The following is a 25,207-nucleotide window of genomic DNA, read 5'->3' on the forward strand; positions in this document are numbered from 1 at the left end:
ATGGGGTCGATTCCGACGTGGGCCCGTTTCTACGTCGTCTGTGTCGTCGCCGCCGCCCTGGCCTGCCTGGCTCCGCTGCCCGCCGTTCACGCACCCTGGTGGATCGTCGCCCTGCTGGCCGCGCTGTACGCCGGCTGCGAGCGCATCCCCTTCCCGCAGGGCCCCAAGGGTGCCGCCGCCCGCGTCGCCGAGCGGGGCGCGCCCAGAGGGCTGGGCACCTTCCTGCCCGTGCTGCTCGCCGGGGCCTTTCTGCTGCCACCGTCGGCCGCCGCGCTCGTGGCGCTGCCGGGCGCGCTGCTCGCCCGTGTCGAACAGCGGCCGCGGTGGCTGCGCCGGGTCTGGCGCGCGGCCCAGCTCGCCGTCGCGGTCTGGGCGGCGTCCCGGGTGCACTGGGCGCTGGGCGGCCGGGACGCGGTAGCCCGGCCCCACTTCCCCCACGCGCTCGTGCCCGCCGGGGCCGCGGTGCTCACCTTCTGCGTGGTGCTGACCGCCCTCGACGGCGGGATCCTGGCGCTCGCCGAGCGGGTGCCGGTGCGGGGCGCCTGGCGCGGGCTCTTCTCGCGCTCCCTCGCCTCCGTCGCCGTGCACGGGCTCGCCGGGCTGATGATGGCGGTGCTGTGGCGCAGTCCGTACGGTCCCGTCGCCGCGCTGCTCGTCCTGCTGCCGATGTACGTGTCCTGCTGGGCGTTCGCCCAGTACCACCGGGAGCGGGCCGCCCACCAGGCCACCATCCGGGCCCTCGTGCAGGCCGTCGACATCAAGGACGGGTACACGCGCGGGCACAGTGAGCGGGTCGGGCAGGCGTCCATGATGATCGCCCGTGAGCTGGGCATGGACGACGAGCGCGTCGAAGTACTGCGGTTCGCCGGGATCCTGCACGACGTGGGGAAACTGGGCGTGCCCACCCGGCTCCTGCGCAAGGACGGGCCGCTGACGCCGGAGGAACGGCGGATCATCGAGCTGCATCCCGAGTACGGGCACGAGATGGTGCGCGGCATCGGCTTCCTCGGGGAGGCGCGGTCGGCGATCCTGCACCACCATGAGCGGATCGACGGGAGCGGGTACCCGTACGGGCTGGTGGGGCGCCAGATCCCGGAGTTCGCACGCGTGGTGGCCGTCGCCGACGCGTTCGACGCGATGACGTCGACCCGGTCCTACCGGCGGGCCCGGCCGGTGCGGGTGGCGCTGGAGGAACTGGAACGGTGTGCCGGGGCGCAGTTCGATCCGGGGATGGTACGGGCCCTGGTGCGAGCGCTGGACCGACACGGGTGGCATCCTGCGGTGACCGCGGGGGTTTGCCCGCCCTCCCCCGAGTTCTCGACTTCGCTCGAACAGGGGGGACCCCCATCACCCGTTTCCAGTCGGACAGAGGGGAACCCGACAGACAAAACCGGGTCCTCGGCGAGTACGGACGGCTGCTCGATGGGCGCCGACGGGCCGTCGACCGGCGCGGACCGGGAGCCGACGGGGGGCGACCCTCCGTCGAGCGGCGTCGTCGGGCGGGGGCGGTCATGAGTGCCGTCGGGGTGGAGATTCCCGGGTACGGGATCGTCGGGCGAGCCCCGGTCACCCTCACCCTCGTTCACGCGGTCGCCCTGCTCCTCGCGGTCGTCTCGCTGGCCGTCGTCTTCTGGCACGGTCTCGAGGAACGAGGTGTCGCGCTCGCCTTCGGGATCCTCATCGCCGTGGGGGAGCTGACCCGCTGGAGCGGGGCCGAGGAGCGGGAGGCGGCGCCCCTCGCCGCCGCCGGAGCCCTCGCGTACGCGCTGCTCGGCGAGAACGCCGGACACCGCGCCGAGCACGGCGTCCTCGAGATCGTCGCGGTCGTCGTGGCCGCGGCCCTCATCGGCTGCGTACCGCACGTCGCCCGCGGTCGCGGGCCCACCGCCGACCACCTCACCCGGCGCGTCCTCACCGTCGCCTTCGCCGCCGTCTGCTTCCAACCCCTCTACAACCAGGGAAGGTTGACGGGCTGGAGCGGTCCCTCCTACGCCCTCCTGCTGGTCTCCCTGCTGGTGCTCACCGCGCTGTGCGACGCCGTGCTCGCGGCGGCGATGGCGCACGCCCGGACCCGCTGGCCCTTCGGACCGCTGCTGCGGGACGAGCTGCGGGCCACGCTCGGCATCGGGTCGGCGGTCTGCGCGACCGGGGCCGTGATGTCGCTCGCGGTGGCGGTCGTCGGGCTGTGGGCGCTGCCCGTGTTCTCGCTGCCCCTGCTGCTCACCCAGCTCTCGGTCCGGCGGTTCGCCGCCGTGCGCGTCACCTATCGGCAGACGATCGCCTCACTCGCGCGGGCCACCGAGATCGCCGGGTACACCCCCGCCGGGCACGCCCGGCGGGTCGCCGCGCTCAGCCGGGCCGTCGGCCGTGAGCTGGGGCTGTCCGAGCCCGATCTGACCATCCTGGAGTACGCGGCCCTCATGCACGACATCGGACAGCTCAGCCTCGTCGACCCGGTGCCCGCCGGAGCCACCTCAGCGCTCTCCGCCGACGAGCAGCGGCGCATCGCCCTCCTCGGCGGTGCCGTCGTACGCCAGACCGGCGTGGACGCCGAGGTCGCCGTGGTCGTGGAGCGGCAGGCCGATCCGTACCGGGAGCAGCCGGTCACGGCACGGATCGTGCGGGCCGTCAACGCGTACGAGGAGATGGCCAGGGAAGCAGGCCCGGGCGGGCCCCTCACCGCCCTGGAGAAGCTGCGCCTGGCCACCGCCCGCGACTATCAGCCCGAGGTCGTGGAGTCGCTGGCCAGGGTCCTGTTGCGGGGCAGCCTTACCCTGCCCCAGGCTGGGTAACCCATGGGTAATGAGCGCCCGTCCAACGGTCCGTGGTTGGATGCGAGGAAGAGGGTGTTCGGGGGCACGGGCCAGCCCGGGGCTGCGCTGTCTTCAAGAAACTCTTCAAGGGACCGGCAGGCGGGACACGCAAGGAACTGGCAGGCGGGAATCGTGAGGATCTTCGGCAAGGGACGGCACCGGCCCTCCGCCTCATGGCGGCAGGCCACCGATCGCGCGTTCACGCTGATCGGCGACGGCCGGTACGAGGACGCGGGAGCGCTGCTGACGCGCGCCGCGGACCTGGAGCCCTGGCTGTCGGAGTCCTGGTTCAACCTGGCCCTGCTGCACAAGTTCCGGCACGACTGGGAGCAGGCACGGGCCGCGGGCCTCAGGGCCGTCGCACTCCTCGACCGGGAGACGGGCGCCCCCGACTGGTGGAACGTCGGGATCGCCGCCACCGCCCTGCAGGACTGGCCGCTGGCCCGCCGCGCCTGGCAGGCGTACGGGCTGCGGGTGCCCGGCGGGGCCGCCGTCTCCGGGGAACCGGTGGGCATGGACCTCGGCAGTGCGGCCGTACGGCTGTCGCCGGAGGGCGAGGCCGAGGTCGTGTGGGGGCGCAGGCTCGATCCGGCCCGGGTGGAGGTCCTGTCCATTCCGCTGCCGTCCTCGGGACGGCGCTGGGGCGAGGTCGTCCTGCACGACGGTGTCCCGCACGGGGAGCGGACGACCGCCGCCGGGCACGCCTATCCCGTCTTCGACGAGATCGAGCTGTGGGCGCCCTCACCGGTACCCACCTGGGTGGTTCTCCTGGAGGCCGCCACCGAGGAGGACCGGGACGCCCTGGAGCAGCTCGCGGCGGACGCCGGCTTCGCAGCGGAGGACTGGTCCTCGTCCGTACGGCTGCTGTGCCGGATGTGTTCCGAGTCGCGGATGCCGTCCGACGAGGGCGACGGTGAGCACCTCGACCCGCACGACCACAGCGAGCCCGGGCATCCCGGACCGCTCGGTCACCGCACCGACGGGCAGCTGTGGGTGCCGGAGCGGGAGTGCGGTCTCGCTGCGCCGGCTTCGCTGGTCAGGGGGTTGCTGGACGGGTGGGTCGCGGACAGCCCCGACTCCCGGGACTGGCGGGATCTCGAAGAGGTGTGCTGAGCGCCGTCGGCCGGCGGGGGCTTGTCGCGCCCACGTGGCGGAGCCGCAGATCAACACAGTCCCGCGCCCTCGCGAGGCGCCACCCCCGTACCCTGTATGAGCACCACACCCCTGGTTTCGAGGAAGGCGTACGTCGGTCATGGCGCAGCAGGACACCGAGCAGCAGCACTCTGGAGTGCTCCCCGTGGACGACGAGGGCTTCGTCATCGACACCGAGGACGGTGAGGAGCGTGAGGCGGCCTACCGTGAGCGCGGTACCTCGCGGCCGATCACGGTCGTCGGCAACCCGGTGCTGCACAAGGAGTGCAAGGACGTCACCGAGTTCGGGCCCGAGCTCGACGAGCTGATCGCCGACATGTTCGCCAGCCAGCGCACCGCCGAGGGCGTGGGCCTGGCGGCCAACCAGATCGGCGTCGATCTGAAGGTCTTCGTCTACGACTGCCAGGACGACGAGGGCAAGCGGCACGTCGGTGTCGTCTGCAACCCCGTCCTCGTCGAACTGCCCGCCGAGCAGCGCCGCCTCGACGACAGCAACGAGGGCTGCCTCTCCGTGCCGACCGCGTACGCGCCGCTGGCCCGCCCCGACTACGCGGAGGTCACCGGGCAGGACGAGAAGGGCAACCCGATCAAGGTGCGCGGCACCGGCTACTTCGCGCGCTGCCTCCAGCACGAGACCGACCACCTGTACGGCTACCTCTACATCGACCGGCTCTCCAAGCGCGAGCGCAAGGAGGCCCTGCGGCAGATGGCCGAGAACGAGCCCCGCTACCCGATCGTCGCGAACGACTAGGACACCGGGACAGGATCTGGTGGGCGACTTGAACGACTGAGTCGCGGTAGGACAGTTGGGGCTCGCACGCACTGGCGGGCCTGCCCGAGCGGCGTCTGGTCAGGGGGAATCCCCTGACCAGACGCCGCTCGCATGTGCGTCGCACGTTCGATCCCTTGTGCTCCTCTAGTGATCCATATTCGGTCACGCAAGGGGACATTCTCAGCACTGTGGGGTAGTGAGTGAAGCAAATCCGTTCCCAGAACGGTCAGTTGTGGTGCTGAATGGGAAGTGCGGGGATACGCAACGGCGCACGCCCGGCACAGCGGGAGGGGCGCAGCGTCAACTGGCGGCTGAGAGGGGTTTGTTCGTGCATGCATTCTCACACGGCACTTCATCGACACCGACCGTGGTCGCGGTTCCACCGGCGCTCTCTCTCCCGGTGATCGAGTCCGCGTTTCCCCGCCAACTGCACCCGTATTGGCCGAGGCTCCAAGAGAACACACGTTCGTGGCTGAGGGAAAAACGTCTCATGCCGGCGGACAAGGTCGACGAATATGCCGACGGCCTTTGCTATACGGACCTCATGGCGGGCTACTACATTGGCGCCCCCGACGAGGTCATGCAGGCGATAGCCGACTACAGCGCGTGGTTCTTCGTCTGGGACGACCGCCACGACCGTGATGTCGTCCACGGCAGGCCCGGCGCCTGGCGGAGGCTCAGGTTCCAGCTGCACGCGGCTCTCGACTCCCCGAGGGAGTATCTGCACCACCAGGATCCCCTGGTCGCGGGGTTCGCGGACAGCACGGTGCGCCTGTACTCGTTCCTGACCAAGAAGTGGAACGCACGCTTCTCCCGGCATTTCCACGCGGTGATCGAGGCGTACGACCGGGAATTCCGCAACCGTGTCAACGTCACCGTGCCCACGGTCGAGGAATATCTGGAACTGCGGCGGCTCACCTTCGCGCACTGGATCTGGACCGACCTTCTGGAGCCGAGTGCTGGCAGTGAACTTCCCACTGCCGTGCGGAACAATTCCGCATATCGCCGGGCGGCTCTGCTGAGTCAGGAATTCGCCGCCTGGTACAACGACCTCTGTTCACTCCCGAAAGAAATCGCGGGCGACGAGGTCCATAATCTCGGAATCAGCCTCATCCGCCACGAGGGGCTGACACTCGAAGAAGCGGTCCAGGACATCCGGCGGCGGATCGAGGAATGCGTCGCCGAATTCCTCGACGCGGAAAAGGACCTCAACCGGTTCGCCGACACCCTCGCGGACGGCACCGTGCACGGCAAGGAATTGAGCCTCGCCGTGAAAGCGTGCCTCGGCAATATGCGGAACTGGTTCAGCTCCGTGTACTGGTTCCACCACGAGTCCGGCCGGTACACCGTCGACAGCTGGGACGACCGCTCCACACCCCCGTACGTCAACAACGAAGCGGCAGGTGAGTCATGACCGTCGAGTCAGTGAAGCCCGCGCAACCCGCGCCACCGCAGCTGCCCGTTCCACCTCTCGCCGGAGGCGGCCTGCCGGTCCTGGGCCACGGCTGGAAACTGGTCCGTGACCCGCTGGGCTTCCTCGCCCGGCTCCGCGACCACGGCGACGTCGTACGGCTCAAGCTGGGCCCCAAGACGGTGTACGCGCTCACCTCGCCGGCCCTCACCGGAGCGATGGCGCTCAGCACCGACTTCAAGATCGACGGACCTCTCTGGGAGTCCCTGGAAGGCCTGCTCGGCAAGGAGGGCGTCGCCACCGCCAACGGGCCCAGGCACCGTCGCCAGCGCCGCACCATCCAGCCGGCGTTCCGGCTCGACATCATCCCCGAGTACGGACCGATCATGGAGGAGGAGGCGCGGGCGCTCGCCGAGCGCATGGGGTCGGGCGAGCCCGTCGACTGCACCTCCGAGTCGTTCCGCGTCGCCGTGCGCATCGCGGCCCGCTGTCTGCTGCGCGGCGAGTTCATGGACGAGCGCGCCGAGCGCCTGAGCATCGCGCTCGCCACCGTGTTCCGCGGCATGTACCGGCGCATGGTGATCCCGGCGGGCCCGCTCTATCGGCTGCCGCTTCCGGCCAACCGCAAATTCGACCGCGCATTGGCCGATTTGCATCTCCTCGTCGACGAGATCGTCGCCGAGCGCCGCGCATCCGGTCAAAAGCCGGACGATTTGCTGACGGCATTGCTGGAAGCGAAGGACGAGAACGGCGAGCCGATCGGCGAACAGGAGATCCACGACCAAGTCGTAGCGATACTCACGCCCGGCAGCGAAACCGTGGCCTCCACGATCATGTGGCTGCTGCAAGTACTCACCGAACACCCGGAACACGCCGCACGGGTGGCCGAGGAGGTCAAATCCGTCGTAGGGGACCGACCCGTCGCATTCGACGACGTCCGGAAGCTGTCGTACACCAACAATGTCGTCGTCGAGTCGATGCGGCTGCGCCCCGCCGTATGGATTTTGACCCGGCGGGCGGTGACCGAAACCGAACTCGGCGGCTATCGGATTCCGGCCGGTGCCGACATCGTCTACAGCCCGTTCGCCATCCAGCGTGATCCGCGCTCGTACGACGGGCATCTGGATTTCGACCCCGACCGCTGGCTTCCGGAACGTGCCAAGGACGTCCCTAAGTACGCCATGAGCCCCTTCAGCGTGGGCAACCGGAAGTGCCCGAGCGACCACTTCTCGATGGCGCAGCTGAGCCTGATCACGGCGACGGTGGCGTCCCGGTGGCGGTTCGAGCAGGTCTCCGAGTCCAATGACGCGACCCGCGTCGGCATCACCCTGCGTCCGCACCGGCTGCTGCTGAGGGCCCTGCCGCGGTGACCGCGCGGTGTCGTCCGCGGTGACCCGGTGTCCGTACCGGTGCGCGTTCAGGCAGCCCGCGGGCCCCTGAACGTGCGCCGGTAGGCCTGCGGGGTCGTCCCCAGGCTTCGGACGAACTGGTGGCGCAGCGCGGCCGCGGTGCCGAACCCGGTGCGGCCCGCGATCGCGTCCATCGTCTCGTCCGACGCCTCCAGCAACTCCTGTGCCAGCAGCACCCTTTGGCGCAGGATCCAGCGGTAGGGGGTGGTGCCGGTCTCCTGCTGGAAGCGGCGTGCGAAGGTGCGCGGGGACATGTGGGCGCGGGCCGCGAGCTGGTCGACGGTCACCTCCCGGTCGAGGTGGCGCTCCATCCACACCAGTACCTCGCCGACCGTGTCGCAGGTGGAGCGGGGCAGCGGGCGCTCGATGTACTGGGCCTGCCCGCCGTCCCGGTGCGGGGGCACCACCATGCGGCGGGCGATGGCGTTGGCGACCTCGGGGCCCTGTTCCTTGCGGACGATGTGCAGACAGGCGTCGATTCCGGCGGCGGTGCCGGCCGAGGTGATCACCGGGTCCTCGTCCACGTACAGCACGTCCGGTTCGACGATCGCCTTCGGGTACTGCCGGGTGAGCTCCTCGGCGTGGTGCCAGTGCACGGCGCAGCGCCGCCCGTCGAGGAGCCCGGCCGCGCCGAGCACGAAGACGCCGGAGCAGACGCTGAGCACCCGGGCGCCGCGGTCCGTGGCGCGGTGCAGGGCGTCGAGCAGTTCGGGCGGATAGGACCGGGACACATAGGAGTTCCCGGCGGGGAGAGCGATGAGGTCGGCGCTCTCCAGGCGCTCCAGGCCGTGCTCGGTGGTCAGCGAGAACCCCGCGTGGGTGGTCAGGGTCGGGCCCTCGGCGGAGGCGACCGCGAAGTCGTAGACGGGCAGGCCGTCGTCGCTGCGGTCGATGCCGAACACCTCGCAGACGACCCCGAGTTCGAAGGGGTGCACACCGTCGAGCAGGACCGCGGCCACGTTTTTCAGCATGTCCGCCAGTGTGCCTCGTCAGTGGCAGGAAATCGAGGGTCTACGGCAGTCCTGCCACTGACGCTGAGGAGCGAGCGGTACGACAGTGGTGTTCATGAAGATGCTCATCGACAACTCGGACACCACCGCCGGAATCCTGACCGTCCTCGCGATCTTCGTGGTCCTGGCCCTGCCCGCGCTGATCGGCGCGGCCCACGAGCGGCGCATCGACCGTCAGCTAGGACTTCGTGACCAGCACCGTGACCGTCCACTCCTGAATGCCCTTGCACGACACCTTGCCCGGGGCGGTCGCGCAGAGCGGCCGGGACGAGGTGAGGTGGGCGGTTCCCGCCGAGACCGCCTTGAAGGCGGAGCTCGCGTCGCCCGCCTGGAGGACGACGCCGCTGTTGGTGGCCTCTAGCCCGGCGCCGCTGACCTTGACAGGGGTCCACGGCCGACTGGTGGTGCCGTCCAGGGTGAGGCGGAGTACGCCGCCGGCCGCGAGGCAGTACGTGTGGCCGGTGTCGGCGGCGCCGAGCTCCGCGGGAGCCGTGTCGCAGCTCTGGTGGCTCGTCGTGGGGGACGGCGACACGGTGCGGCTGCCGCCCGCGTCACCGCCGCCCTGTGTGCCGCAGCCCGCGAGGAGCAGCGTCAGGGCCGTGAGGGCGAGGATCCGATGGTGGGTCGTACGGCGCATGGGGTGGCACCTCCTTGTCGCTTGGACGTGCCACCCCCGCATCAGGATCCACACAGGGACACAGGGACACAGGGCCCTGGCCGCGACGCCGGCCAGGGCCCCACTGGTCAGCTGGTCGTGACGGCGGTGTCGTCCACGACGAAGCTGGTCTGGAGCGAGGAGTCCTCGACACCGCTGAACTTCAGGGTGACGGTGGACCCGGCGAACGAGGACAGGTCGAAGGTCTTCTGGCTGTAGCCGGAGGCGGCGTTGAGGTTCGAGTACGTCGCCAGGGTGGTCGATCCGGCGGTGACCGTCAGCTTGTCGTACTGGCTGCTGGTGGTGGTCTCCGCGGTGTCGATGTGCAGGTAGAAGGTGAAGCTGGCCTTGCAGCCGGACGGGATCGTCACCGACTGGGAGAGCGTGTCGGTGTGCGTCGAGCCGTAGCCGTCCAGCCAGGCCTTGTACGAACCGGCGTGCGCGGCCTCACTGCTGGAGTTGGTGATGACGCCACTGCTGGCGCTCCAGGTGGTGTTGCCCGACTCGAAGCCCGGGTTGCCGAGCAGCTGCGCCGAGGTGCAGGTGCCGCCGCCGGAGGTGCTGACGGTCCAGGTGAAGGAGGCGGAGCCGGAGGCGCCGGTGCTGTCGGAGGCGGAGACGGTGACGCTGTAGGTACCCGCCGTGCTCGCGGTGCCGGAGATCAGACCGGTGGAGCTGTTGATCGACAGGCCGGTCGGCAGACCGCTCGCGCTGTAGGTGAGGGTCGCGCCCGCGCTGTCGCTGGCCGAGATCTGCAGGCTGACCGAACCGCCGGTGGTGGTGGACTGGCTGCCCGGGTTGGTGACGGTCACCGTGTTGCCGGTGCTGGTGCCCGAGGTGAAGGCGGTGGTGCCGTTCGGGGTGCCCCAGCCGGTCGGGCCGTCGTAGCCGGTGGCCGCGGTGCAGAAGTACGAGGGCGAGCAGGAGCCGTTGTTGCCGCTGGTCACGTCGTACAGGTTGGAGGTGTGGGAGTACGGGTACTTCGCCGGGTAGTCGCTGGAGCCCGGCGTGCCCGCGAGGGCGTACACACCCGCGATGATCGGCGAGGAGGCACTCGTACCGCCGTAGACCGCCCAGCCGGAGCCGCCGTAGGTGTCGTAGACGGCCACGCCGGTGGCGGGGTCGGCGACCGCGGAGACGTCTGCCTCCATGCGCTTGGAGCAGCCGGTGTCGGTCTGCCAGCTCGGCTTCGCGTCGTAGGCGGAGCAGCCGGAGCCGGTGCCCTCGGTGCTGCTGGTCTTCCACACGGACTCGGTCCAGCCGCGGCTGTTGGAGCTGGTGGACAGGGCGGTGCCGCCGACGGCGGTCACGTACTGGGACGTGGCCGGGTACTCGGCGCCGTAGGCGGAGTCACCGGAGGAGACGGTGATGGCGACGCCCGGGTGCTTGAAGTACGAGGTGTCCTCGCTGGTCTGCGCGGAGGACTCGGAGCCGCCCCAGCTGTTGGAGACGAACTTCGCGCCCAGCGCCACGGCCTCGTTCTCGGCGATGCCGAGGTCGGAGTCGGTGGCCGAGTTGGCCTCGACGAGAACGATGTTGCAGTTCGGGCAGACCGCGCTCACCATGTCGATGTCGAGCGCTTCCTCACCCGCCCAGCCGGTGTCGTTGGTCGGCAGGGAGCTGGTCGAGCCGGTCTGGCTGACCTGCTTGAAGCAGCCGTTGGCCTTGGTGCAGGCCGACAGGCCGAACTGCGAACGGTAGGTCGCGAGGTCCGACTCCGCGTTGGGGTCGTTGTACGCGTCGACCACGGCGACGGTCAGGCCGGAGCCGCCGGTGGAGGGCAGGTTGTAGGCGCTGTGCAGGTTCGCCGGGCTCAGGCCGGACACCGCGGCGGCGGCGTTCGGTGAGATCGCGGCGGCCAGCTTCTGCTTGATGTCGGTGCGGCGCTGCGCGAAACAGGCCGCGTGACCGGCCGTCGGGGCGCCGCACAGGTGTGTGGTCGGCACCTTCTGGCCCGCCTTGCCCGTGGCGTGCACGGCCTGCGCGGCAGGGGCGGTCAGGGCCTTCGCGTTCTGGGCGGCCCGGGAGGGCTTGGCGGTGGTCGGCGCCGGCTGCGCGTTCGCGGCCGGGGCCGCCATGAGTCCGGCGACCGTGAGGGCGAGGGCGGGCGCGGCGGCGGTGAGAAGTCTTCGCAGTCGCCGGGCGGGCCTGCTGGGGGGTGTCTCACGCATGGGTGCTGCCTCCATCGGTTTGAGGCCGGTGCCGCGCGGGCCGGGGTAGGGCCGCGCACGGCTCCACAGCCGGAAGTGGGGGTTCTCGGCGTTGCGTGGCAGGCCCGTGACGCGCGTAGCGTGAGAAAGGTGCGGATGTGCCATGGGCATGCCAATTCAGCGTCCCGTCATGCCGCTGTACGTGACATGTCAGGACGGCCAGAACCTAGCCGGGGCCGATGACGCCCGGATAGCCACGCCCGAAGAACTTTGCCGCCCCATAGGGGGTCCATGGACGGAGCATGGACGGCCCATGGACGAGACGCGGTGATGCCGGGCCGCGACATGCGGCCCGGCATCACCGGTGTCGTACCGTCAGAAGTCCTCGTACAGCCGGAAGTCCTCGTCCGTCAGAAGTCCTCGTCGAAGCCGACCGAGCCCTCCACCGCCACCTGGTACGCCGAGGGGCGGCGCTCGAAGAAGTTGGTCAGCTCCTGGACGCCCTGGAGCTCCATGAAGGAGAAGGGGTTCTCGGAGCCGTACACCGGGGCGAAGCCGAGGCGCTGGAGACGCTGGTCGGCCACGCACTCCAGGTACTGGCGCATCGAGTCGGTGTTCATGCCCGGCAGGCCCTCACCGCACAGGTCGCGCGCGAACTGCAGCTCGGCCTCGACGGCCTCCCTCAGCATGTCCGTGACCTGCTGCTGGAGCTCGTCGTCGAAGAGCTCCGGCTCCTCCTTGCGCACGGTGTCCACCACCTCGAAGGCGAAGGACATGTGCATCGTCTCGTCGCGGAACACCCAGTTGGTGCCGGTGGCGAGACCGTGCAGCAGACCCCGGCTGCGGAACCAGTAGACGTACGCGAAGGCGCCGTAGAAGAAGAGGCCCTCGATGCACGCGGCGAAGCAGATGAGGTTGAGCAGGAAGCGACGCCGGTCCGCCTTGGTCTCCAGACGGTCCAGCTTCTCCACCGAGTCCATCCACTTGAAGCAGAACTCTGCCTTCTCGCGGATCGAGGGGATGCTCTCGACGGCGTCGAAGGCGGCGGCGCGGTCCTGCGGGTCGGGGAGGTAGGTGTCCAGCAGGGTCAGATAGAACTGGACGTGGACCGCTTCCTCGAACAGCTGCCTGGACAGATACAGGCGCGCCTCGGGGGAGTTGATGTGCTTGTAGAGGGTCAGCACGAGGTTGTTCGACACGATCGAGTCGCCCGTCGCGAAGAACGCGACCAGCCGGCCGATCATGTGCTGCTCGCCCTGCGAGAGCTTCGCGAGGTCGGCCACGTCCGAGTGGAGGTCGACCTCCTCCACGGTCCAGGTGTTCTTGATGGCGTCCCGGTAGCGCTCGTAGAAGTCCGGGTAACGCATGGGGCGGAGCGTGAGTTCGAAGCCCGGGTCGAGCAGGTTCTTTTCGGTGGAGCTCATTACTGGCAGGCCTCGCAGGACTCGGGGTTCTCAAGGGAGCAGGCGACGGCGTCCTCGTCGGGGATCGCCTGCACGGGGATGGTCTTCTCGGGCTGGGCCTGTGCCTGGGCGGCGCGGGCGATACGGGTCGCCGGGCGGGAGCGCAGGTAGTACGTCGTCTTCAGGCCCGACTTCCAGGCGTACGCGTACATCGAGGAGAGCTTGCCGATGGTCGGCGTCTCCAGGAAGAGGTTCAGGGACTGGGCCTGGTCCAGGAACGGGGTGCGGGCCGCGGCCATGTCGATCAGGCCGCGCTGCGGGATCTCCCAGGCCGTGCGGTACAGATCGCGGACGTCCTGCGGGACCCAGGTGAAGCCCTGCACCGAACCGTTGGACTCGCGCAGCGCCTCCCGGGTCTGCGCGTCCCACACACCGAGGTTCTTCAGCTCGTTCACCAGGTAGGAGTTGACCTGGAGGAACTCACCGGAGAGCGTCTCGCGCTTGAACAGGTTGGACACCTGCGGCTCGATGCACTCGTACACGCCCGCGATGGACGCGATGGTGGCGGTGGGCGCGATGGCGAGGAGGAGGGAGTTGCGCATGCCGACCGCGGCGATACGTTCCCGCAGCGCCGCCCAGCGTTCCGGCCAGGTCAGCTCCACGCCGTAGTGGTCGGGGTGCAGGACGCCACGGGCCGTACGGGTCTTCTCCCAGGCCGGGAGCGGGCCGCTGCGCTCCGCGAGGTCGGCCGAGGCCTCGTACGCGGCGAGCATGATCCGCTCGGCGATCCGGGTGGAGAGCTCGCGGGCCCGGGGCGAGTCGAAGGGCAGGCGCAGCTTGAAGAAGACGTCCTGGAGCCCCATCGCGCCGAGGCCGACGGGCCGCCACTTCGCGTTCGACCGGCCGGCCTGCTCGGTCGGGTAGAAGTTGATGTCGACGACACGGTCGAGGAAGGTGACGGCGGTGCGGACCGTCTCGTCCAGCCGCTCCCAGTCGATGTCCCCGTCGACGACGAAGGCGCCGAGGTTGACCGAGCCGAGGTTGCAGACCGCCGTCTCCCCGTCGTCCGTGACCTCCAGGATCTCGGTGCACAGGTTCGAGGAGTGGACGGTGTGGCCCGGCTCCGCCGTCTGGTTGGCGGTGCGGTTGGCGGCGTCCTTGAAGGTCATCCAGCCGTTGCCGGTCTGCGCGAGGGTACGCATCATGCGGCCGTAGAGGTCACGGGCCGGGATGGTCTTCTTGGCGAGACCGGCCGCCTCCGCCCTGCGGTACGCGGCGTCGAACTCGTCGCCCCACAGGTCGACCAGCTCGGGCACGTCGGAGGGCGAGAAGAGGGACCACTGCCCGTCGGCGTCGACCCGGCGCATGAACTCGTCCGGGATCCAGTGCGCGAGGTTCAGGTTGTGCGTACGGCGGGCGTCCTCACCGGTGTTGTCGCGCAGCTCCAGGAACTCCTCGATGTCGGAGTGCCAGGTCTCCAGGTAGACCGCGGCCGCGCCCTTGCGCCGGCCGCCCTGGTTCACGGCGGCGACCGAGGCGTCGAGGGTCTTCAGGAACGGGACGATCCCGTTGGAGTGCCCGTTCGTACCGCGGATCAGCGAACCGCGCGAACGGATCCGGGAGTACGAAAGACCGATGCCACCCGCGTGCTTCGAGAGTCGGGCCACCTGGTGGTAGCGGTCGTAGATGGAGTCCAGCTCGTCCAGCGGGGAGTCGAGGAGGTAGCAGGACGACATCTGCGGATGCCGCGTACCGGAGTTGAACAGCGTGGGGGAGGAGGGGAGGTAGTCGAGGCGGCTCATGAGCCCGTAGAGCGCCGCGACCTCGTCCAGGGCCCGGCTCGTGTCGTCCTCGGCCAGGCCCGACGCCACGCGCAGCATGAAGTGCTGGGGCGTCTCGATGACCTTGCGGGTGATCGGGTGCCGGAGCAGATAGCGGCTGTGCAGGGTGCGCAGGCCGAAGTAGCCGAAGCGGTCGTCGCCGTCGGTGTCGATCAGCGCGTCCAGCCGGGCCGTGTGCAGCCGGACGAACTCCGCCGTACGGTCGGCGATCAGGCCTTCGCGGTGACCCGTGGCGATCGACTCGGAGAAGGCCGTGACGCCCTGCGAGGCGGCCTCCGCCGCGATGCTGATCGTCAGCAGCCTGGCCGCCAGCCGGGAGTAGACGGGGTCCTCGGAGATGAGGCCCGCGGCCGCCTCGGTGGCCAGCTCGCGCAGCTCCGTGTCGTCCGCGCGCGCGGAACGGCCGCGCAGCGTGGCGGCGGCGACCCGGCCGGGGTCGGCGTCGGGGAGGTCGGCGGTGAGGTCGGTCAGGGTACGCAGCAGCGTGGTACCGGGACCGTCCGTCTCCACCGGGGCCTGCTTCCGCTGCGGCTCCTGCTTCTGCTGCGCGAAAGCGGTAGCTGAAGCCGGGTCGGCTGGCGCGATGGTCACTTGGGGCTCTCCCTCGCTAGGCACGGGGCCTGGCGGAGGGCAGGGCAGCTCACGAGCGCACACGGCGTCGCGTCCACCGGCCCATTCCGCGAGGCCCGGACGTCATGCACCCGGGCCGGATGGCCGGGCGCGCTGTCGGCAGGTCCTCGGACTGACGCGAGTACATGGGCGCGGATGTGCGAACACGTACAAGTACACCGTTGCGGGACAGTTCCGGATTTGCACCGGATTCCCCTGCGGCGACAGCGAGCATGAGCATACATCTTGTGCCGGGCTGCAGTGACACCACCAGATGTTGTGTCCTGCCGGTTTCAGAGTGTCAACTCGTAGGTGAGGAGAGTGATGTCGTCGAGGTCCGGGAGCGGGTTCCAGTCGCGGTCGGGGGTGCGGGTGAAGCCGAGGCGTTCGTAGATGCGGTGGGCGGCGTGCATGGTGCGCTGGGTGGAGAGCACGACGCGTACACAGCCGGCGGTGGCGCGTGCGTGGTCGACGCAGGCGCGGACGAGGGTCTCGCCGGCACCTCGGCCGCGGGACTCGCGTGCGACGGCGAGCATACGGATCTCGGCTTCGCCGGGGCGGGCTATGTCGGCCATGGGGCCGCCGCGCGGTACGAAGGTCACGGCGCCGAGGATGTGGCCGTGGTCCACGGCGACGAGTACTTCCGCGGCGGCGGCCCGTTTGGCCACGTCCCGCAGTTCGCCGAGGTACTCGTCGCTCTCCCCGAAGTCGAGCAGGCCGTCGCCGAGGTAGGCCTGTGCGGTGATCTCGCCGATGCGGTCGTATTCGTGGGGGTGCGCGTGTCTGATGCGGGGGTCCATGCCGGTGAGTGTGCAACAGGGTGCGGGAACGGGCCGCCGGATTTTCGTCCGACGGCCCGTGGGGGTTGTTCGCGCGGTTCTTCGACTGCGGGTGGGTGGGGGCTTGGCGCCAGTTCCCCGCGCCCCTGGGGCACGGGGCTGCGCCCCTGTGCCTCATCGGCCTCGTTCTCACACGCTGGGCGGCTGGAGGCTTTTAGGGGCGCGAGGAACTGCGCGACCAGCCCCCACCCACCCGCAGCCAACGCATCCACCGGGGGTCGGGGGCGGAGCCCCCCGGGCTCAGTGGGCGGAACCGGCCGTGGCCGGGGGAAGTTCCGTCTCGACGCCCGGGTCGCCCGCGTCCACCGTGTAGTCCTCCGGAGACGTCTCGTCGACGCCGTCGGGCGCGTTGAAGGCGCGCAGGGCGAAGGTGAGGACGACGCTGACCACGGCGTTCAGGACGAAGGCCGTCAGACCGATGTAGCCGATCTCCCCGATGCCCGGGATCTCCTTCGAACTGCCGCCGAAGTGCTTCTGGGTGGGAGAGGCGACCCCGTACGCGGCGAGCGTGCCGTACAGCATGCCCACCGCCCAGCCCCCGAGCAGCGCCCAGCGGTGGAACCAGCGGGTGAACAGGCCACCGACCAGCGCCGGGAAGGTCTGCAGGATCCAGATGCCGCCCAGGAGCTGGAAGTTGATCGCGACGGTCTTGTCCATCGTCAGGACGAAGACCAGCGCGCCCACCTTCACCAGCAGTGACACCAGCTTGGAGACCCTGGTCTCCTGCTGCGGGGTCGCGTCCGGCTTGATGAAGTCCTTGTAGATGTTGCGGGTGAAGAGGTTCGCGGCCGCGATGGACATGATGGCCGCCGGCACGAGCGCTCCGATGCCGATCGCCGCGAAGGCCACGCCCGCGAACCAGTCCGGGAACATGTTCTCGAAGAGCTGGGGGATGGCGAGCTGGCCGTTGGTGACCTTGACGCCGGCCGCGATCGCCATGAACCCGAGGAGGGCGAGCAGCCCCAGCATCAGGGAGTAGAGAGGAAGGATCGTGGTGTTGCGGCGGATCACCTCACGGCTGCGGCTGGAGAGCGTCGCCGTGATCGAGTGCGGGTACATGAACAGCGCGAGCGCCGACCCGAGCGCGAGCGTGGCGTACGTCCACTGGCCCGCTTGGGCGGGCACGAGCCCGCCGGCCCCCGCCGCCGTGTACTTGTCGCTCGCCGCCTTGAAGATCTCGTCGAACCCGCCCAGCTTGATCGGTATGTAGATGATGGCCACCGCGATCACTATGTAGATCAGGGTGTCCTTCACGAACGCGATCAGGGCGGGCGCCCGCAACCCCGAGGAGTAGGTGTACGCGGCCAGCACGCCGAACGCGATGAGGAGCGGAAGGTCCTTCACGAACCAGTTCGTGTTCTCGCCGCCGCCCACGCCCATCACGTCCAGGACGGCCTGGATGCCGACCAGCTGGAGCGCGATGTACGGCATGGTGGCGAGGATGCCGGTCACGGCCACGGCGAGGGACAGGCCCTTCGAACCGAAGCGCCCGCGCACGAAGTCGGAGGTCGTCACGTACCCGTGCTTGTGGGAGACGGACCACAGGCGGGGGAGGAACGTGAAGATCAGCGGGTAGACGAGGATCGTGTACGGAACGGCGAAGAAGCCGGCCGCGCCCGCCGCGTAGATCGCCGCCGGTACGGCGACGAAGGTGTACGCCGTGTAGAGGTCGCCGCCGAGCAGGAACCAGGTGACCCAGGTGCCGAACGACCGTCCGCCCAGGCCCCATTCGTCGAGGCTGTGCTCGTCGTCCGGCCTGCGCCAGCGCGCGGCCAGGAAGCCCATGACCGTGACGGCCAGGAAGAAGAAGATGAAGACGCCGAGCGCGACGCCGTTCACACCGTCCTTCACTTCGCCGCACCCCCGCCCTGGGAGGTGCGGGCGCGCTGGTCACGCTGCCACAGCTGGTACGCGGTCACGGTGAGCGCCGTGGAGACGAGCACCCACAGCATCTGGTACCAGTAGAAGAACGGGATGCCGATGAACGCCGGGTCGGTCTTGGCGTAGGAGCCGACCCACAGCATCGCCACGAACGGGGCGATCAGGCACAGGGCTATGACCACCCGGATCGGTGTCACCACCGGCGGTTCGACCTTCGGCGCGTCTGAAACGTCTGACACGTCTGACATACGGCGGCTCCGTCTCCTCGCTGTTCACCTGTGCAATGCGCAGGCAATCTAGGCGACGGTGTCAGCCCAGCGGAACCCCTCGCCCGCATATCCGTTCGCACAGGGCTGATCGGCGCGACGAGGGCCTGGATGACGGTGGTTCGAACCATCGTGTGCGGGGACGGGCCCACGTTCCCGGCAGAGCCGGGCAATCGGTTCGTGGTCGCGCACATCATTCGTGATCAAGCGCATACACCAAGTCGGCCTCTTGGGGTCCCGAGTGGGGCGACGGTGACGCCTGCTTCGAGCCGGACGGCGAGAGATGCGGCCTGAGGGGCAACCGCAAGGACGGCAGGGGCGTGGTGGTGGAGTGGTCCGTCAGCGGCGGGGACTCCGGCGGGGGTCAGGGATTCGGGCGGCTCAGCCTCGCCACGAACTTGTAGCGGTCTCCGCGGTAGACGGACCGTACCCACTCCACCGGCTTCCCCTCCCGGTCCAGTGAATGGCGGGAAAGCATCAGCATCGGTAGGCCCACGTCCGTGCCGAGCAGGCCCGCCTCGCGCGGGGTGGCCAGCGACGTCTCGATGGTCTCCTCGGCCTCCGCCAGGTGGACGTCGTACACCTCCGCGAGCGCCGTGTACAGCGAGGTGTACTTGACCAGCGACCGGCGCAGTGCGGGGAAGCGCTTGGCGGACAGGTGTGTCGTCTCGATCGCCATCGGCTCGCCGCTCGCCAGCCGCAGTCGCTCGATGCGCAGCACCCGGCCGCCGGCCGAGATCTCGAGCAGCCCGGCGAGGGTGTCGTCGGCGGTGATGTAGCCGATGTCCAGCAGTTGCGAGGTCGGTTCGAGGCCCTGGGCGCGCATGTCCTCGGTGTACGAGGTGAGTTGGAGCGCCTGGGAGACCTTGGGCTTGGCGACGAAGGTGCCCTTGCCCTGGATGCGTTCGAGGCGGCCCTCGACGACCAGTTCCTGGAGGGCCTGGCGCACGGTGGTGCGCGAGGTGTCGAACTCGGCGGCGAGGGTGCGCTCGGGCGGTACCGGCGTGCCGGGCGGCAGTGTCTCCGTCATATCGAGCAGGTGCTTCTTGAGGCGGTAGTACTTGGGCACGCGCGCGGTACGGATGGGGGCCCCACCCTCGTTCTCCGCACTGCTGACGTCGGTGCTCATGCTCTGCCTTCCCGGCTCCGGGTGCCGAAGCGACCGACATCCCGCCGGTCACGGCTCACATCGTGGCACGGCTTCGTGTGTGAGTGTCCCCCCGCACGCTCCGTGATCCCCTCTATATACCGTCGTCGTACCCGTTGGTCTAGTCCATAGCGTCGACTCGGGGTGGCCGGGAGACGCGCGAGGCCGGTGAACGGCCTCGCCGTTTATGCCACTTACCTACTTAAAGGTCCTTGCATATGTAGGTCCCATAACGGACGACCAGTCGGGCTTACACACCCTTGACACCCCTCTAGGTCTAGGCCAAGCTCCCCGTACTGGTCTACACCATTGGTCCAGTCCCAGTCCCACGGGCCGTACTCGGCAGCGCTTCGGCATGTGTCACCGCGGTGGGCAGGGGGGTTTATGGCATCCCTGAGGAGGGTGGCGTGAAGCGGAAGCTGGCAGCCGCGATCGGTATCGCGGGCATGATGGTCTCCATCGCGGCGTGCGGGAGCAGCGACAACAAGTCCGGGGGGTCGGACAAGGGCGCGGATGCGAAGGCACTGACCGTCTGGCTCACGGTGGACGCGCAGAACAACTGGCCCGAGCTGGTGAAGGCCGCCGACGCGGCGGTGCAGAAGGCGCACCCGGGCGTCAAGATCAACCACGAGTACTACGGCTGGCCGGACAAGAACACCAAGCTCGACGCGGTCCTCGCCACCGACAAGGCGCCCGACGTGGTCGAGATGGGCAACACCGAGATGCTCGGCTACATGGTCAAGGGCGCCTTCGCCCCCATCGACGCGTCGAAGCTCGACAACTCGGCCGCGTGGCTGGACGGTCTGAAGGCCTCCGTCACCTACGACGGCAAGACCTACGGCGTGCCGTACTACGCCGGTGGCCGCGTCGGCAACTGGCGCAAGGACGTGGCGGCTTCGGTCGGTGTCAAGACGCCCCCGAAGACGTACACGGAGCTCATCTCCGACCTGGACAAGATCCAGAAGAAGGAGGGGAGCAAGTTCAGCGCCTGGTACCAGCCGACGCGTGACTGGTACGCCGCGATGTCCTTCGTCTACGACGCCGGCGGCTCCATCGCCAAGGAGGACGGCGGCCAGTGGAAGGCCAACCTGTCGTCTCCGGAGTCCATCAAGGGACTCAACGACTGGAAGACCATCGTCGACAAGTACATGCACGGCGACAAGACCAAGGACGAGTCCGACCGTTACATCGTCTACGGCCAGGGCAAGTCCGCCATGATCTTCGGCGCCGCGTGGGAGGGCGCGACCTCCGAGGACCCGAAGAACGACAAGACCGGCAAGCTCAAGGGCAACCTCGAGAACTTCGTGATGCCCGGCCCGTCCGGCAAGAACCTCCCCGTCTTCCTCGGCGGTTCCGACCTCGCCGTCCCGGTGAAGTCCAAGGCGCAGGCGCTCGCCGCCGAGTGGATCAACGCCTTCACGGGCCCCGCCGGTCAGAAGGGTCTGATGGCCAAGGGCAACCTGCCCAACAACAAGACCGACCTCGCCACCCTCAAGAACGACCCGGCGACCGTGGTCCCGGCCACCGCGGCCGAGTCCAACTGGTTCGTGCCGATGGCTCCCGGCTGGGGCCAGGTCGAGAAGGCCCAGGTCCTGCAGACCATGCTGCAGAACATCGGCACCGGCAAGAAGTCGGTCGAGGCCGCCGCGAAGGACGCGGACGCCGCGATCGACAAGGTCATCAACACCAAGTGACGTGAGCGTGGGGGCGGGGTGGGACCCCGGGGCACGTCCGGGGCTTCGCCCGGGGTGCGTCCAAGGGGTGCCTCCGGGGGCACGTCCGAGTACGTCCGGGGCGATCCCGGGATGTTCTCGGGCGTGCCTGCCGAGGCCTTTTGGGCCCAGGTTCCCACCGCTTCCCGCACGACCACGCGGGACCCGGCGACGTACGACTGCGCGGGACCCGGCGACGTACGACCGCGCGGGGCCCCGGCCACGTACGACCGCGCGGGGCCCCGGCCACGTACGACCGTGCGACGCCGGACCGCCGCGTACGAGCCGGGCGGCCCCGGCCGGAACCGACCGCACGGGTTCGGACCGTGCACGACCCGCGCCGGACTCCAGCCGAGCAGAACCGGGCGGTGCCGCTCGGGCAGGACCTACAGGGCCTGCCCCGGTGAGCGACCCGTGTACGACGCCGGGGCCCGCCACCGTGCATGACCTGCGTGGGGCCGGCCCGTGCGCGACCCTGCGCGGGGCTCGGACTGTGTACGACCGCGAGGGTCCGCCCTCGCGCAGACCGTGCGGAGACGGGCCGCGTACGACCGTGCGAGGCGCCGGCCGCGTACGACCGTGCGAGGCGCCGGCCGCGTACGGCCCGGGCGTGTTGCGCCTGTGTTCGACCGTGTGGGGCCTGCCCCGCGTACGACCCCGTGCGGGGCTTCGACCACGTACGACCTGAGGGACCGCTGAGGAGCGCGCGATGAGTGCCGCAGACACGACCACCCCCGCCAAGGTGCCGCCGCCGCGGCAGGCACCGCCACCGGCTCTCCCCGAGGCGCCACGCAGAAGGCGGACCTCGGGCGCGGGGGCGGTCCCCTGGGCCCTGCTCGCGCCCTGTCTGCTGATCCTCGCGTTGGTCATGGGATATCCCCTGGTCCGCCTGGTCACCCTCTCCTTCCAGAAGTTCGGACAGTCCCAGCTGTGGGGCTTCCAGCCGGCCGAGTCGGTCGGCTTCGACAACTTCGCCAAGGTGCTGGGCGACAGCGAGTTCTGGACGGTCGTCGTCCGCACGATCGTCTTCGCCGGCGGGTCCGTCGTCTTCACCATGGTCCTCGGCATGCTGATCGCGCTGCTCCTCCAGCGCGTCTCGGGCTGGGTGAAGACGCTGATCAACATCGCGCTGGTGGCCAGCTGGGGCATGCCCATCATCGTGGCCACCACCGTCTTCAAGTGGCTCTTCGACTCCGACTACGGCGTCTTCAACGCGCTGCTGAGCAAGCTGCCGGGCGTCGACATGATCGGCCACAACTGGTTCGCCAGCGGCCCCCAGGGACTGGCCGTGATCATGCTCCTGGTGGTGTGGGGCGCGGTGCCGTTCGTCGTCATCACGCTCAGCGCGGGGCTGACCCAGGTGCCGAGCGAACTGGAGGAGGCGGCCCGGCTGGACGGCGCCGGCGCGTGGGGCGTCTTCCGTTACGTCACGCTCCCGATCCTCAAGCCCATCGTCGTGATGCTCACGACGCTCTCCGTCATCTGGGACATGGGCGTCTTCCCGCAGGTCTTCGTGATGCGGGGCGGCCACCCGGAGGCGGAGTTCCAACTGCTCACCACGTACTCCTACGACCGCGCCTTCGTCGTCAACGACTACGCGCAGGGGTCGGCGATCGCCCTGCTGACCGTGCTGTTGCTGCTGGGCGTGGTCGCCGTGTACATGCGTCAGATGCTGCAGATCGGAGAGGTCGAATGAGCACCCTCGCCACGGCGGGCCGGCGCCGGGGGAAGTCCAAGCTCGGTTGGAACCTCGTCGGCCTCCTCGCGTTCGTCATCGCGGGCTTCCCCGTCTACTGGATGCTGAACACGGCGTTCAAGCCGGCGAAGGACGCCATCGACCCGGACCCGAGCCTGTTCCCCACGGGGCTCACGCTCGACAACTTCCGTCGCGCGCTGGACATCGCGGACTTCTGGGGCCCCGTCGGCCGCAGCCTGATCGTCTCCCTGTCGGTCGTCGTGATCGGCGTCGCGGTGGGGATGCTGGCCGCGCTCGCCATCTCCCGCTTCGCCTTCCGCGGCCGCAAGATCGTGATCGTCGGCATCCTCGCGGTCCAGATGATCCCGCTGGTCGCCATGATCATTCCGGTCTTCCTGCTGCTCAACGACCTGAACCAGTACGACAAGCTCTCCGGCCTGATCATCACGTACCTGACCTTCATCCTCCCCTTCACGGTGTGGACGCTGCGCGGCTTCATCGTCAACATCCCGAAGGAGCTGGAGGAGGCGGCCATGGTCGACGGCTGCTCGCGCACCGGAGCCTTCATACGGGTGGTCTTCCCGCTGCTCGCGCCCGGCATGGTCGCCACGTCCGTGTACGCGTTCATCCAGGCCTGGAACGAGTACCTCTATGCCCTGATGCTCATGAGCCAGGAGCACCAGACCGCCACCGTCTGGCTCGGCAACTTCACCACCAAGCACGGCACCGAGTACGCCCCGATGATGGCCGGCGCCACGATTATGGCCGTGCCGATCGTCGTGCTTTTCCTCATCGTCCAGCGCAAGATGGCCGCGGGGCTGACCGCGGGCGCCGTGAAGGGATAACGCCCCCCGATGACGACACTCGCCAGTGGTACGACCGCGTCCTCTTCCGACAAGAACGGCTTGGCACGCGACGCGCTCACTGTCCTCCAGCCCGGCTTCACCGGAACCACCGCCCCCGACTGGCTGCTGCGCCGCCTCGGAGAAGGGCTCGCCGCCGTCGGCCTGTTCGGCCGGAACATCGTCTCGCCCGAACAACTCGCGGCCCTGACCGCCCAGTTGCGCGCGGAGCGCGACGACGTCCTGGTCGCCATCGACGAGGAGGGCGGCGACGTCACCCGCCTCGAGGTCCGCGCCGGCTCCTCCTACCCCGGCAACCACGCGCTGGGCGCGGTCGACGACGTGGAGCTGACCCGGGAGGTGGCCTCGGCACTCGGCCACCGCCTCGCGGCCTGCGGGGTGAATCTGAACTGGGCCCCCTCCGCGGACGTGAACTCCAACCCCGACAACCCGGTCATCGGCGTACGGTCCTTCGGCGCCGACACCGACCTGGTGGCCCGGCACACCGCCGCCTACGTCACCGGCCTCCAGTCCGCGGGCGTCGCGGCCTGCACCAAGCACTTCCCCGGCCACGGCGACACCGCGGTCGACTCGCACCACGCGCTGCCGCGCATCGACGCCGACCTGTCGGTCATCGAGGCCCGCGAACTCGCCCCGTTCCGTGCCGCGATCGCCGCGGGCACACGCGCCGTGATGAGCGCGCACATCCTGGTCCCGGCGCTGGACCCGGACCGCCCCGCCACCCTCTCCCGCCGCATCCTCACCGGCCTGCTCCGCGAGGAACTCGGCTACGACGGCCTCATCGTCACCGATGGCATGGAGATGCAGGCCATCGCCGGGACGTACGGCATCGAGCGGGGCAGCGTCCTCGCCATCGCGGCCGGCGCGGACGCGATCTGCGTGGGCGGCGGGCTCGCGGACGACGAGACGGTACGGCGTCTGCGCGACGCCCTCGTCACGGCGGTGCGCACCGGTGAACTCCCCGAGGAGCGCCTCGTGGACGCGGCGGAGCGGGTACGGGCGCTGGCCCGTTGGACGGCGGCGGCCCCCGCGGCCCCCCAGGCCGCCGAGCGGGAGTCGGCCGACGTGGGGCTCGTCGCCGCCCGACGCGCGCTGACGGTGACACGCGCGCCGTCGTACGAGCCGGTGGGCGCAGCGCCGTTCGTCGTCGCCTTCACCCCGGTGGCGAACATCGCCGTCGGTGACGAGACCCCCTGGGGCGTGGCCGCGGAACTGGCCCGGCTGCTGCCCGGCACGGAGACGGGAAGCTTCGCGGGGGAGGGGGCGGCAACGGCGGCCCTGGCCGCCGCGGGCAGTCGCCGCGTGGTCGCCGTCGTCCGCGACGAACACCGGCACCCCTGGATGGCGACCGCCCTGGACACGCTGTTGCGGGAACGCCCCGACACGATCGTGGTCGAGATGGGCATCCCCCAGGCCCCGCCCCGGGGCGCCCTCCACATCGCCACGCACGGCGCGGCGAGGGTGTGCGGCCGGGCGGCGGCGGAGGTCATCGCGGGCGAGTGACGGTCTGAGGGAAGGAAGAAACAGGGAAGGTGCCGGACCCTGAGGTCCGGCACCTTCCCTGTTTCCTTCTTCCCC

Annotated in this window: 19 protein-coding genes and 1 riboswitch; of the genes, 10 read left to right on the forward strand and 9 right to left on the reverse strand. The window is 69.7% G+C overall.

Annotated elements, in window-relative coordinates; translation table 11 throughout:
- The 6 genes from ACFZDJ_RS16130 (at nucleotide 1) to ACFZDJ_RS16155 (ending at nucleotide 7,518) form a co-directional block, all read left to right on the forward strand.
- On the forward strand, nucleotides 1-1,515 hold the full coding sequence (locus ACFZDJ_RS16130; protein WP_391059576.1) for an HD domain-containing phosphohydrolase: 1,515 nt from the start codon (nucleotides 1-3) through the stop codon (nucleotides 1,513-1,515).
- Nucleotides 1,512-2,792, forward strand: coding sequence for an HD domain-containing protein (locus ACFZDJ_RS16135; RefSeq protein WP_390932253.1), 1,281 nt, complete (start codon nucleotides 1,512-1,514; stop codon nucleotides 2,790-2,792). The genes ACFZDJ_RS16130 and ACFZDJ_RS16135 overlap by 4 nt, the downstream gene beginning before the upstream one ends.
- Nucleotides 2,793-2,945: 153 nt before the next feature.
- Nucleotides 2,946-3,926 (forward strand): hypothetical protein, encoded by a 981-nt coding sequence (locus ACFZDJ_RS16140; protein WP_168511038.1) that lies wholly within the window; start codon nucleotides 2,946-2,948, stop codon nucleotides 3,924-3,926.
- A 139-nt stretch (nucleotides 3,927-4,065) separates the two neighbouring features.
- Nucleotides 4,066-4,716, forward strand: coding sequence for a peptide deformylase (gene def, locus ACFZDJ_RS16145; RefSeq protein WP_168511040.1), 651 nt, complete (start codon nucleotides 4,066-4,068; stop codon nucleotides 4,714-4,716).
- Between the two features lie 349 nt (nucleotides 4,717-5,065).
- On the forward strand, nucleotides 5,066-6,151 hold the full coding sequence (gene cyc1, locus ACFZDJ_RS16150) for an epi-isozizaene synthase (RefSeq protein ID WP_391059838.1): 1,086 nt from the start codon (nucleotides 5,066-5,068) through the stop codon (nucleotides 6,149-6,151).
- Complete coding sequence (locus tag ACFZDJ_RS16155) at nucleotides 6,148-7,518, forward strand: cytochrome P450 (RefSeq protein WP_384911462.1); 1,371 nt, start codon at nucleotides 6,148-6,150, stop codon at nucleotides 7,516-7,518. Before cyc1 ends, ACFZDJ_RS16155 begins: the two co-directional genes overlap by 4 nt.
- A 47-nt stretch (nucleotides 7,519-7,565) precedes the next feature.
- On the opposite strand, the gene ACFZDJ_RS16160 is transcribed toward ACFZDJ_RS16155, so the two are convergent.
- The 9 genes from ACFZDJ_RS16160 to ACFZDJ_RS16200 form a co-directional block, all read right to left on the reverse strand.
- Nucleotides 7,566-8,528: a helix-turn-helix domain-containing protein gene (locus ACFZDJ_RS16160; RefSeq protein WP_391059580.1), complete on the reverse strand. Its 963-nt coding sequence runs from the start codon at nucleotides 8,526-8,528 to the stop codon at nucleotides 7,566-7,568.
- A gap of 217 nt (nucleotides 8,529-8,745) precedes the next feature.
- Nucleotides 8,746-9,204 carry a hypothetical protein gene (locus ACFZDJ_RS16165; RefSeq protein ID WP_168511046.1) on the reverse strand — a complete coding sequence of 153 codons (459 nt, stop codon included), beginning with the start codon at nucleotides 9,202-9,204 and terminating at the stop codon, nucleotides 8,746-8,748.
- Between the two features lie 107 nt (nucleotides 9,205-9,311).
- Nucleotides 9,312-11,393, reverse strand: coding sequence for a putative Ig domain-containing protein (locus ACFZDJ_RS16170; protein WP_390932249.1), 2,082 nt, complete (start codon nucleotides 11,391-11,393; stop codon nucleotides 9,312-9,314).
- A 389-nt stretch (nucleotides 11,394-11,782) separates the two neighbouring features.
- Nucleotides 11,783-12,796 (reverse strand): ribonucleotide-diphosphate reductase subunit beta, encoded by a 1,014-nt coding sequence (locus ACFZDJ_RS16175; RefSeq protein ID WP_390932247.1) that lies wholly within the window; start codon nucleotides 12,794-12,796, stop codon nucleotides 11,783-11,785.
- On the reverse strand, nucleotides 12,796-15,207 hold the full coding sequence (locus tag ACFZDJ_RS16180; protein ID WP_391059583.1) for a ribonucleoside-diphosphate reductase subunit alpha: 2,412 nt from the start codon (nucleotides 15,205-15,207) through the stop codon (nucleotides 12,796-12,798). The genes ACFZDJ_RS16175 and ACFZDJ_RS16180 overlap by 1 nt, the downstream gene beginning before the upstream one ends.
- Before the next feature lie 141 nt (nucleotides 15,208-15,348).
- Nucleotides 15,349-15,441: riboswitch (cobalamin riboswitch) on the reverse strand.
- 77 nt (nucleotides 15,442-15,518) lie between these two features.
- On the reverse strand, nucleotides 15,519-16,025 hold the full coding sequence (locus tag ACFZDJ_RS16185; RefSeq protein WP_390932243.1) for a GNAT family N-acetyltransferase: 507 nt from the start codon (nucleotides 16,023-16,025) through the stop codon (nucleotides 15,519-15,521).
- A gap of 279 nt (nucleotides 16,026-16,304) precedes the next feature.
- A complete protein-coding gene (gene mctP / locus ACFZDJ_RS16190) occupies nucleotides 16,305-17,915 on the reverse strand; it encodes a monocarboxylate uptake permease MctP (RefSeq protein WP_384911447.1) in 1,611 nt (536 codons plus the stop codon).
- Complete coding sequence (locus ACFZDJ_RS16195; RefSeq protein WP_390932241.1) at nucleotides 17,912-18,193, reverse strand: DUF3311 domain-containing protein; 282 nt, start codon at nucleotides 18,191-18,193, stop codon at nucleotides 17,912-17,914. The genes mctP and ACFZDJ_RS16195 overlap by 4 nt, the downstream gene beginning before the upstream one ends.
- Before the next feature lie 382 nt (nucleotides 18,194-18,575).
- A complete protein-coding gene (locus tag ACFZDJ_RS16200; protein ID WP_101400572.1) occupies nucleotides 18,576-19,340 on the reverse strand; it encodes a GntR family transcriptional regulator in 765 nt (254 codons plus the stop codon).
- A gap of 425 nt (nucleotides 19,341-19,765) precedes the next feature.
- Here ACFZDJ_RS16200 and ACFZDJ_RS16205 point away from each other — a divergent pair, with 425 nt between their 5' ends.
- From ACFZDJ_RS16205 to ACFZDJ_RS16220, 4 genes are all read left to right on the forward strand, one after another.
- The gene (locus ACFZDJ_RS16205) at nucleotides 19,766-21,052 is read left to right on the forward strand and encodes an extracellular solute-binding protein (RefSeq protein ID WP_384911443.1); all 1,287 of its coding nucleotides are present in this window, start codon (nucleotides 19,766-19,768) and stop codon (nucleotides 21,050-21,052) included.
- A 727-nt stretch (nucleotides 21,053-21,779) separates the two neighbouring features.
- Nucleotides 21,780-22,766 carry a carbohydrate ABC transporter permease gene (locus ACFZDJ_RS16210; RefSeq protein ID WP_384911440.1) on the forward strand — a complete coding sequence of 329 codons (987 nt, stop codon included), beginning with the start codon at nucleotides 21,780-21,782 and terminating at the stop codon, nucleotides 22,764-22,766.
- The gene (locus ACFZDJ_RS16215) at nucleotides 22,763-23,611 is read left to right on the forward strand and encodes an ABC transporter permease subunit (protein WP_391059587.1); all 849 of its coding nucleotides are present in this window, start codon (nucleotides 22,763-22,765) and stop codon (nucleotides 23,609-23,611) included. Before ACFZDJ_RS16210 ends, ACFZDJ_RS16215 begins: the two co-directional genes overlap by 4 nt.
- Nucleotides 23,612-23,620: 9 nt before the next feature.
- Nucleotides 23,621-25,132, forward strand: coding sequence for a glycoside hydrolase family 3 N-terminal domain-containing protein (locus tag ACFZDJ_RS16220; protein WP_391059589.1), 1,512 nt, complete (start codon nucleotides 23,621-23,623; stop codon nucleotides 25,130-25,132).
- Nucleotides 25,133-25,207 lie beyond the last annotated feature (75 nt).

The organism is Streptomyces sp. NPDC007896 (assembly GCF_042959425.1).
Classification (GTDB): domain Bacteria; phylum Actinomycetota; class Actinomycetes; order Streptomycetales; family Streptomycetaceae; genus Streptomyces.

Excerpts from the sequence above, each read along its gene's own strand:
- ACFZDJ_RS16130 (WP_391059576.1), top strand. The coding sequence starts at position 1 with ATGGGGTCGATTCCGACGTGGGCCCGTTTCTACGTCGTCTGTGTCGTC.
- ACFZDJ_RS16135 (WP_390932253.1), top strand. The coding sequence starts at position 1,512 with ATGAGTGCCGTCGGGGTGGAGATTCCCGGGTACGGGATCGTCGGGCGA.
- def (WP_168511040.1), top strand. The coding sequence starts at position 4,066 with ATGGCGCAGCAGGACACCGAGCAGCAGCACTCTGGAGTGCTCCCCGTG.
- ACFZDJ_RS16155 (WP_384911462.1), top strand. The coding sequence starts at position 6,148 with ATGACCGTCGAGTCAGTGAAGCCCGCGCAACCCGCGCCACCGCAGCTG.
- ACFZDJ_RS16160 (WP_391059580.1), bottom strand. The coding sequence starts at position 8,528 with ATGCTGAAAAACGTGGCCGCGGTCCTGCTCGACGGTGTGCACCCCTTC.
- ACFZDJ_RS16165 (WP_168511046.1), bottom strand. The coding sequence starts at position 9,204 with ATGCGCCGTACGACCCACCATCGGATCCTCGCCCTCACGGCCCTGACG.
- ACFZDJ_RS16170 (WP_390932249.1), bottom strand. The coding sequence starts at position 11,393 with ATGCGTGAGACACCCCCCAGCAGGCCCGCCCGGCGACTGCGAAGACTT.
- ACFZDJ_RS16175 (WP_390932247.1), bottom strand. The coding sequence starts at position 12,796 with ATGAGCTCCACCGAAAAGAACCTGCTCGACCCGGGCTTCGAACTCACG.
- ACFZDJ_RS16185 (WP_390932243.1), bottom strand. The coding sequence starts at position 16,025 with ATGGACCCCCGCATCAGACACGCGCACCCCCACGAATACGACCGCATC.
- ACFZDJ_RS16195 (WP_390932241.1), bottom strand. The coding sequence starts at position 18,193 with ATGTCAGACGTGTCAGACGTTTCAGACGCGCCGAAGGTCGAACCGCCG.
- ACFZDJ_RS16200 (WP_101400572.1), bottom strand. The coding sequence starts at position 19,340 with ATGAGCACCGACGTCAGCAGTGCGGAGAACGAGGGTGGGGCCCCCATC.
- ACFZDJ_RS16210 (WP_384911440.1), top strand. The coding sequence starts at position 21,780 with ATGAGTGCCGCAGACACGACCACCCCCGCCAAGGTGCCGCCGCCGCGG.
- ACFZDJ_RS16215 (WP_391059587.1), top strand. The coding sequence starts at position 22,763 with ATGAGCACCCTCGCCACGGCGGGCCGGCGCCGGGGGAAGTCCAAGCTC.
- ACFZDJ_RS16220 (WP_391059589.1), top strand. The coding sequence starts at position 23,621 with ATGACGACACTCGCCAGTGGTACGACCGCGTCCTCTTCCGACAAGAAC.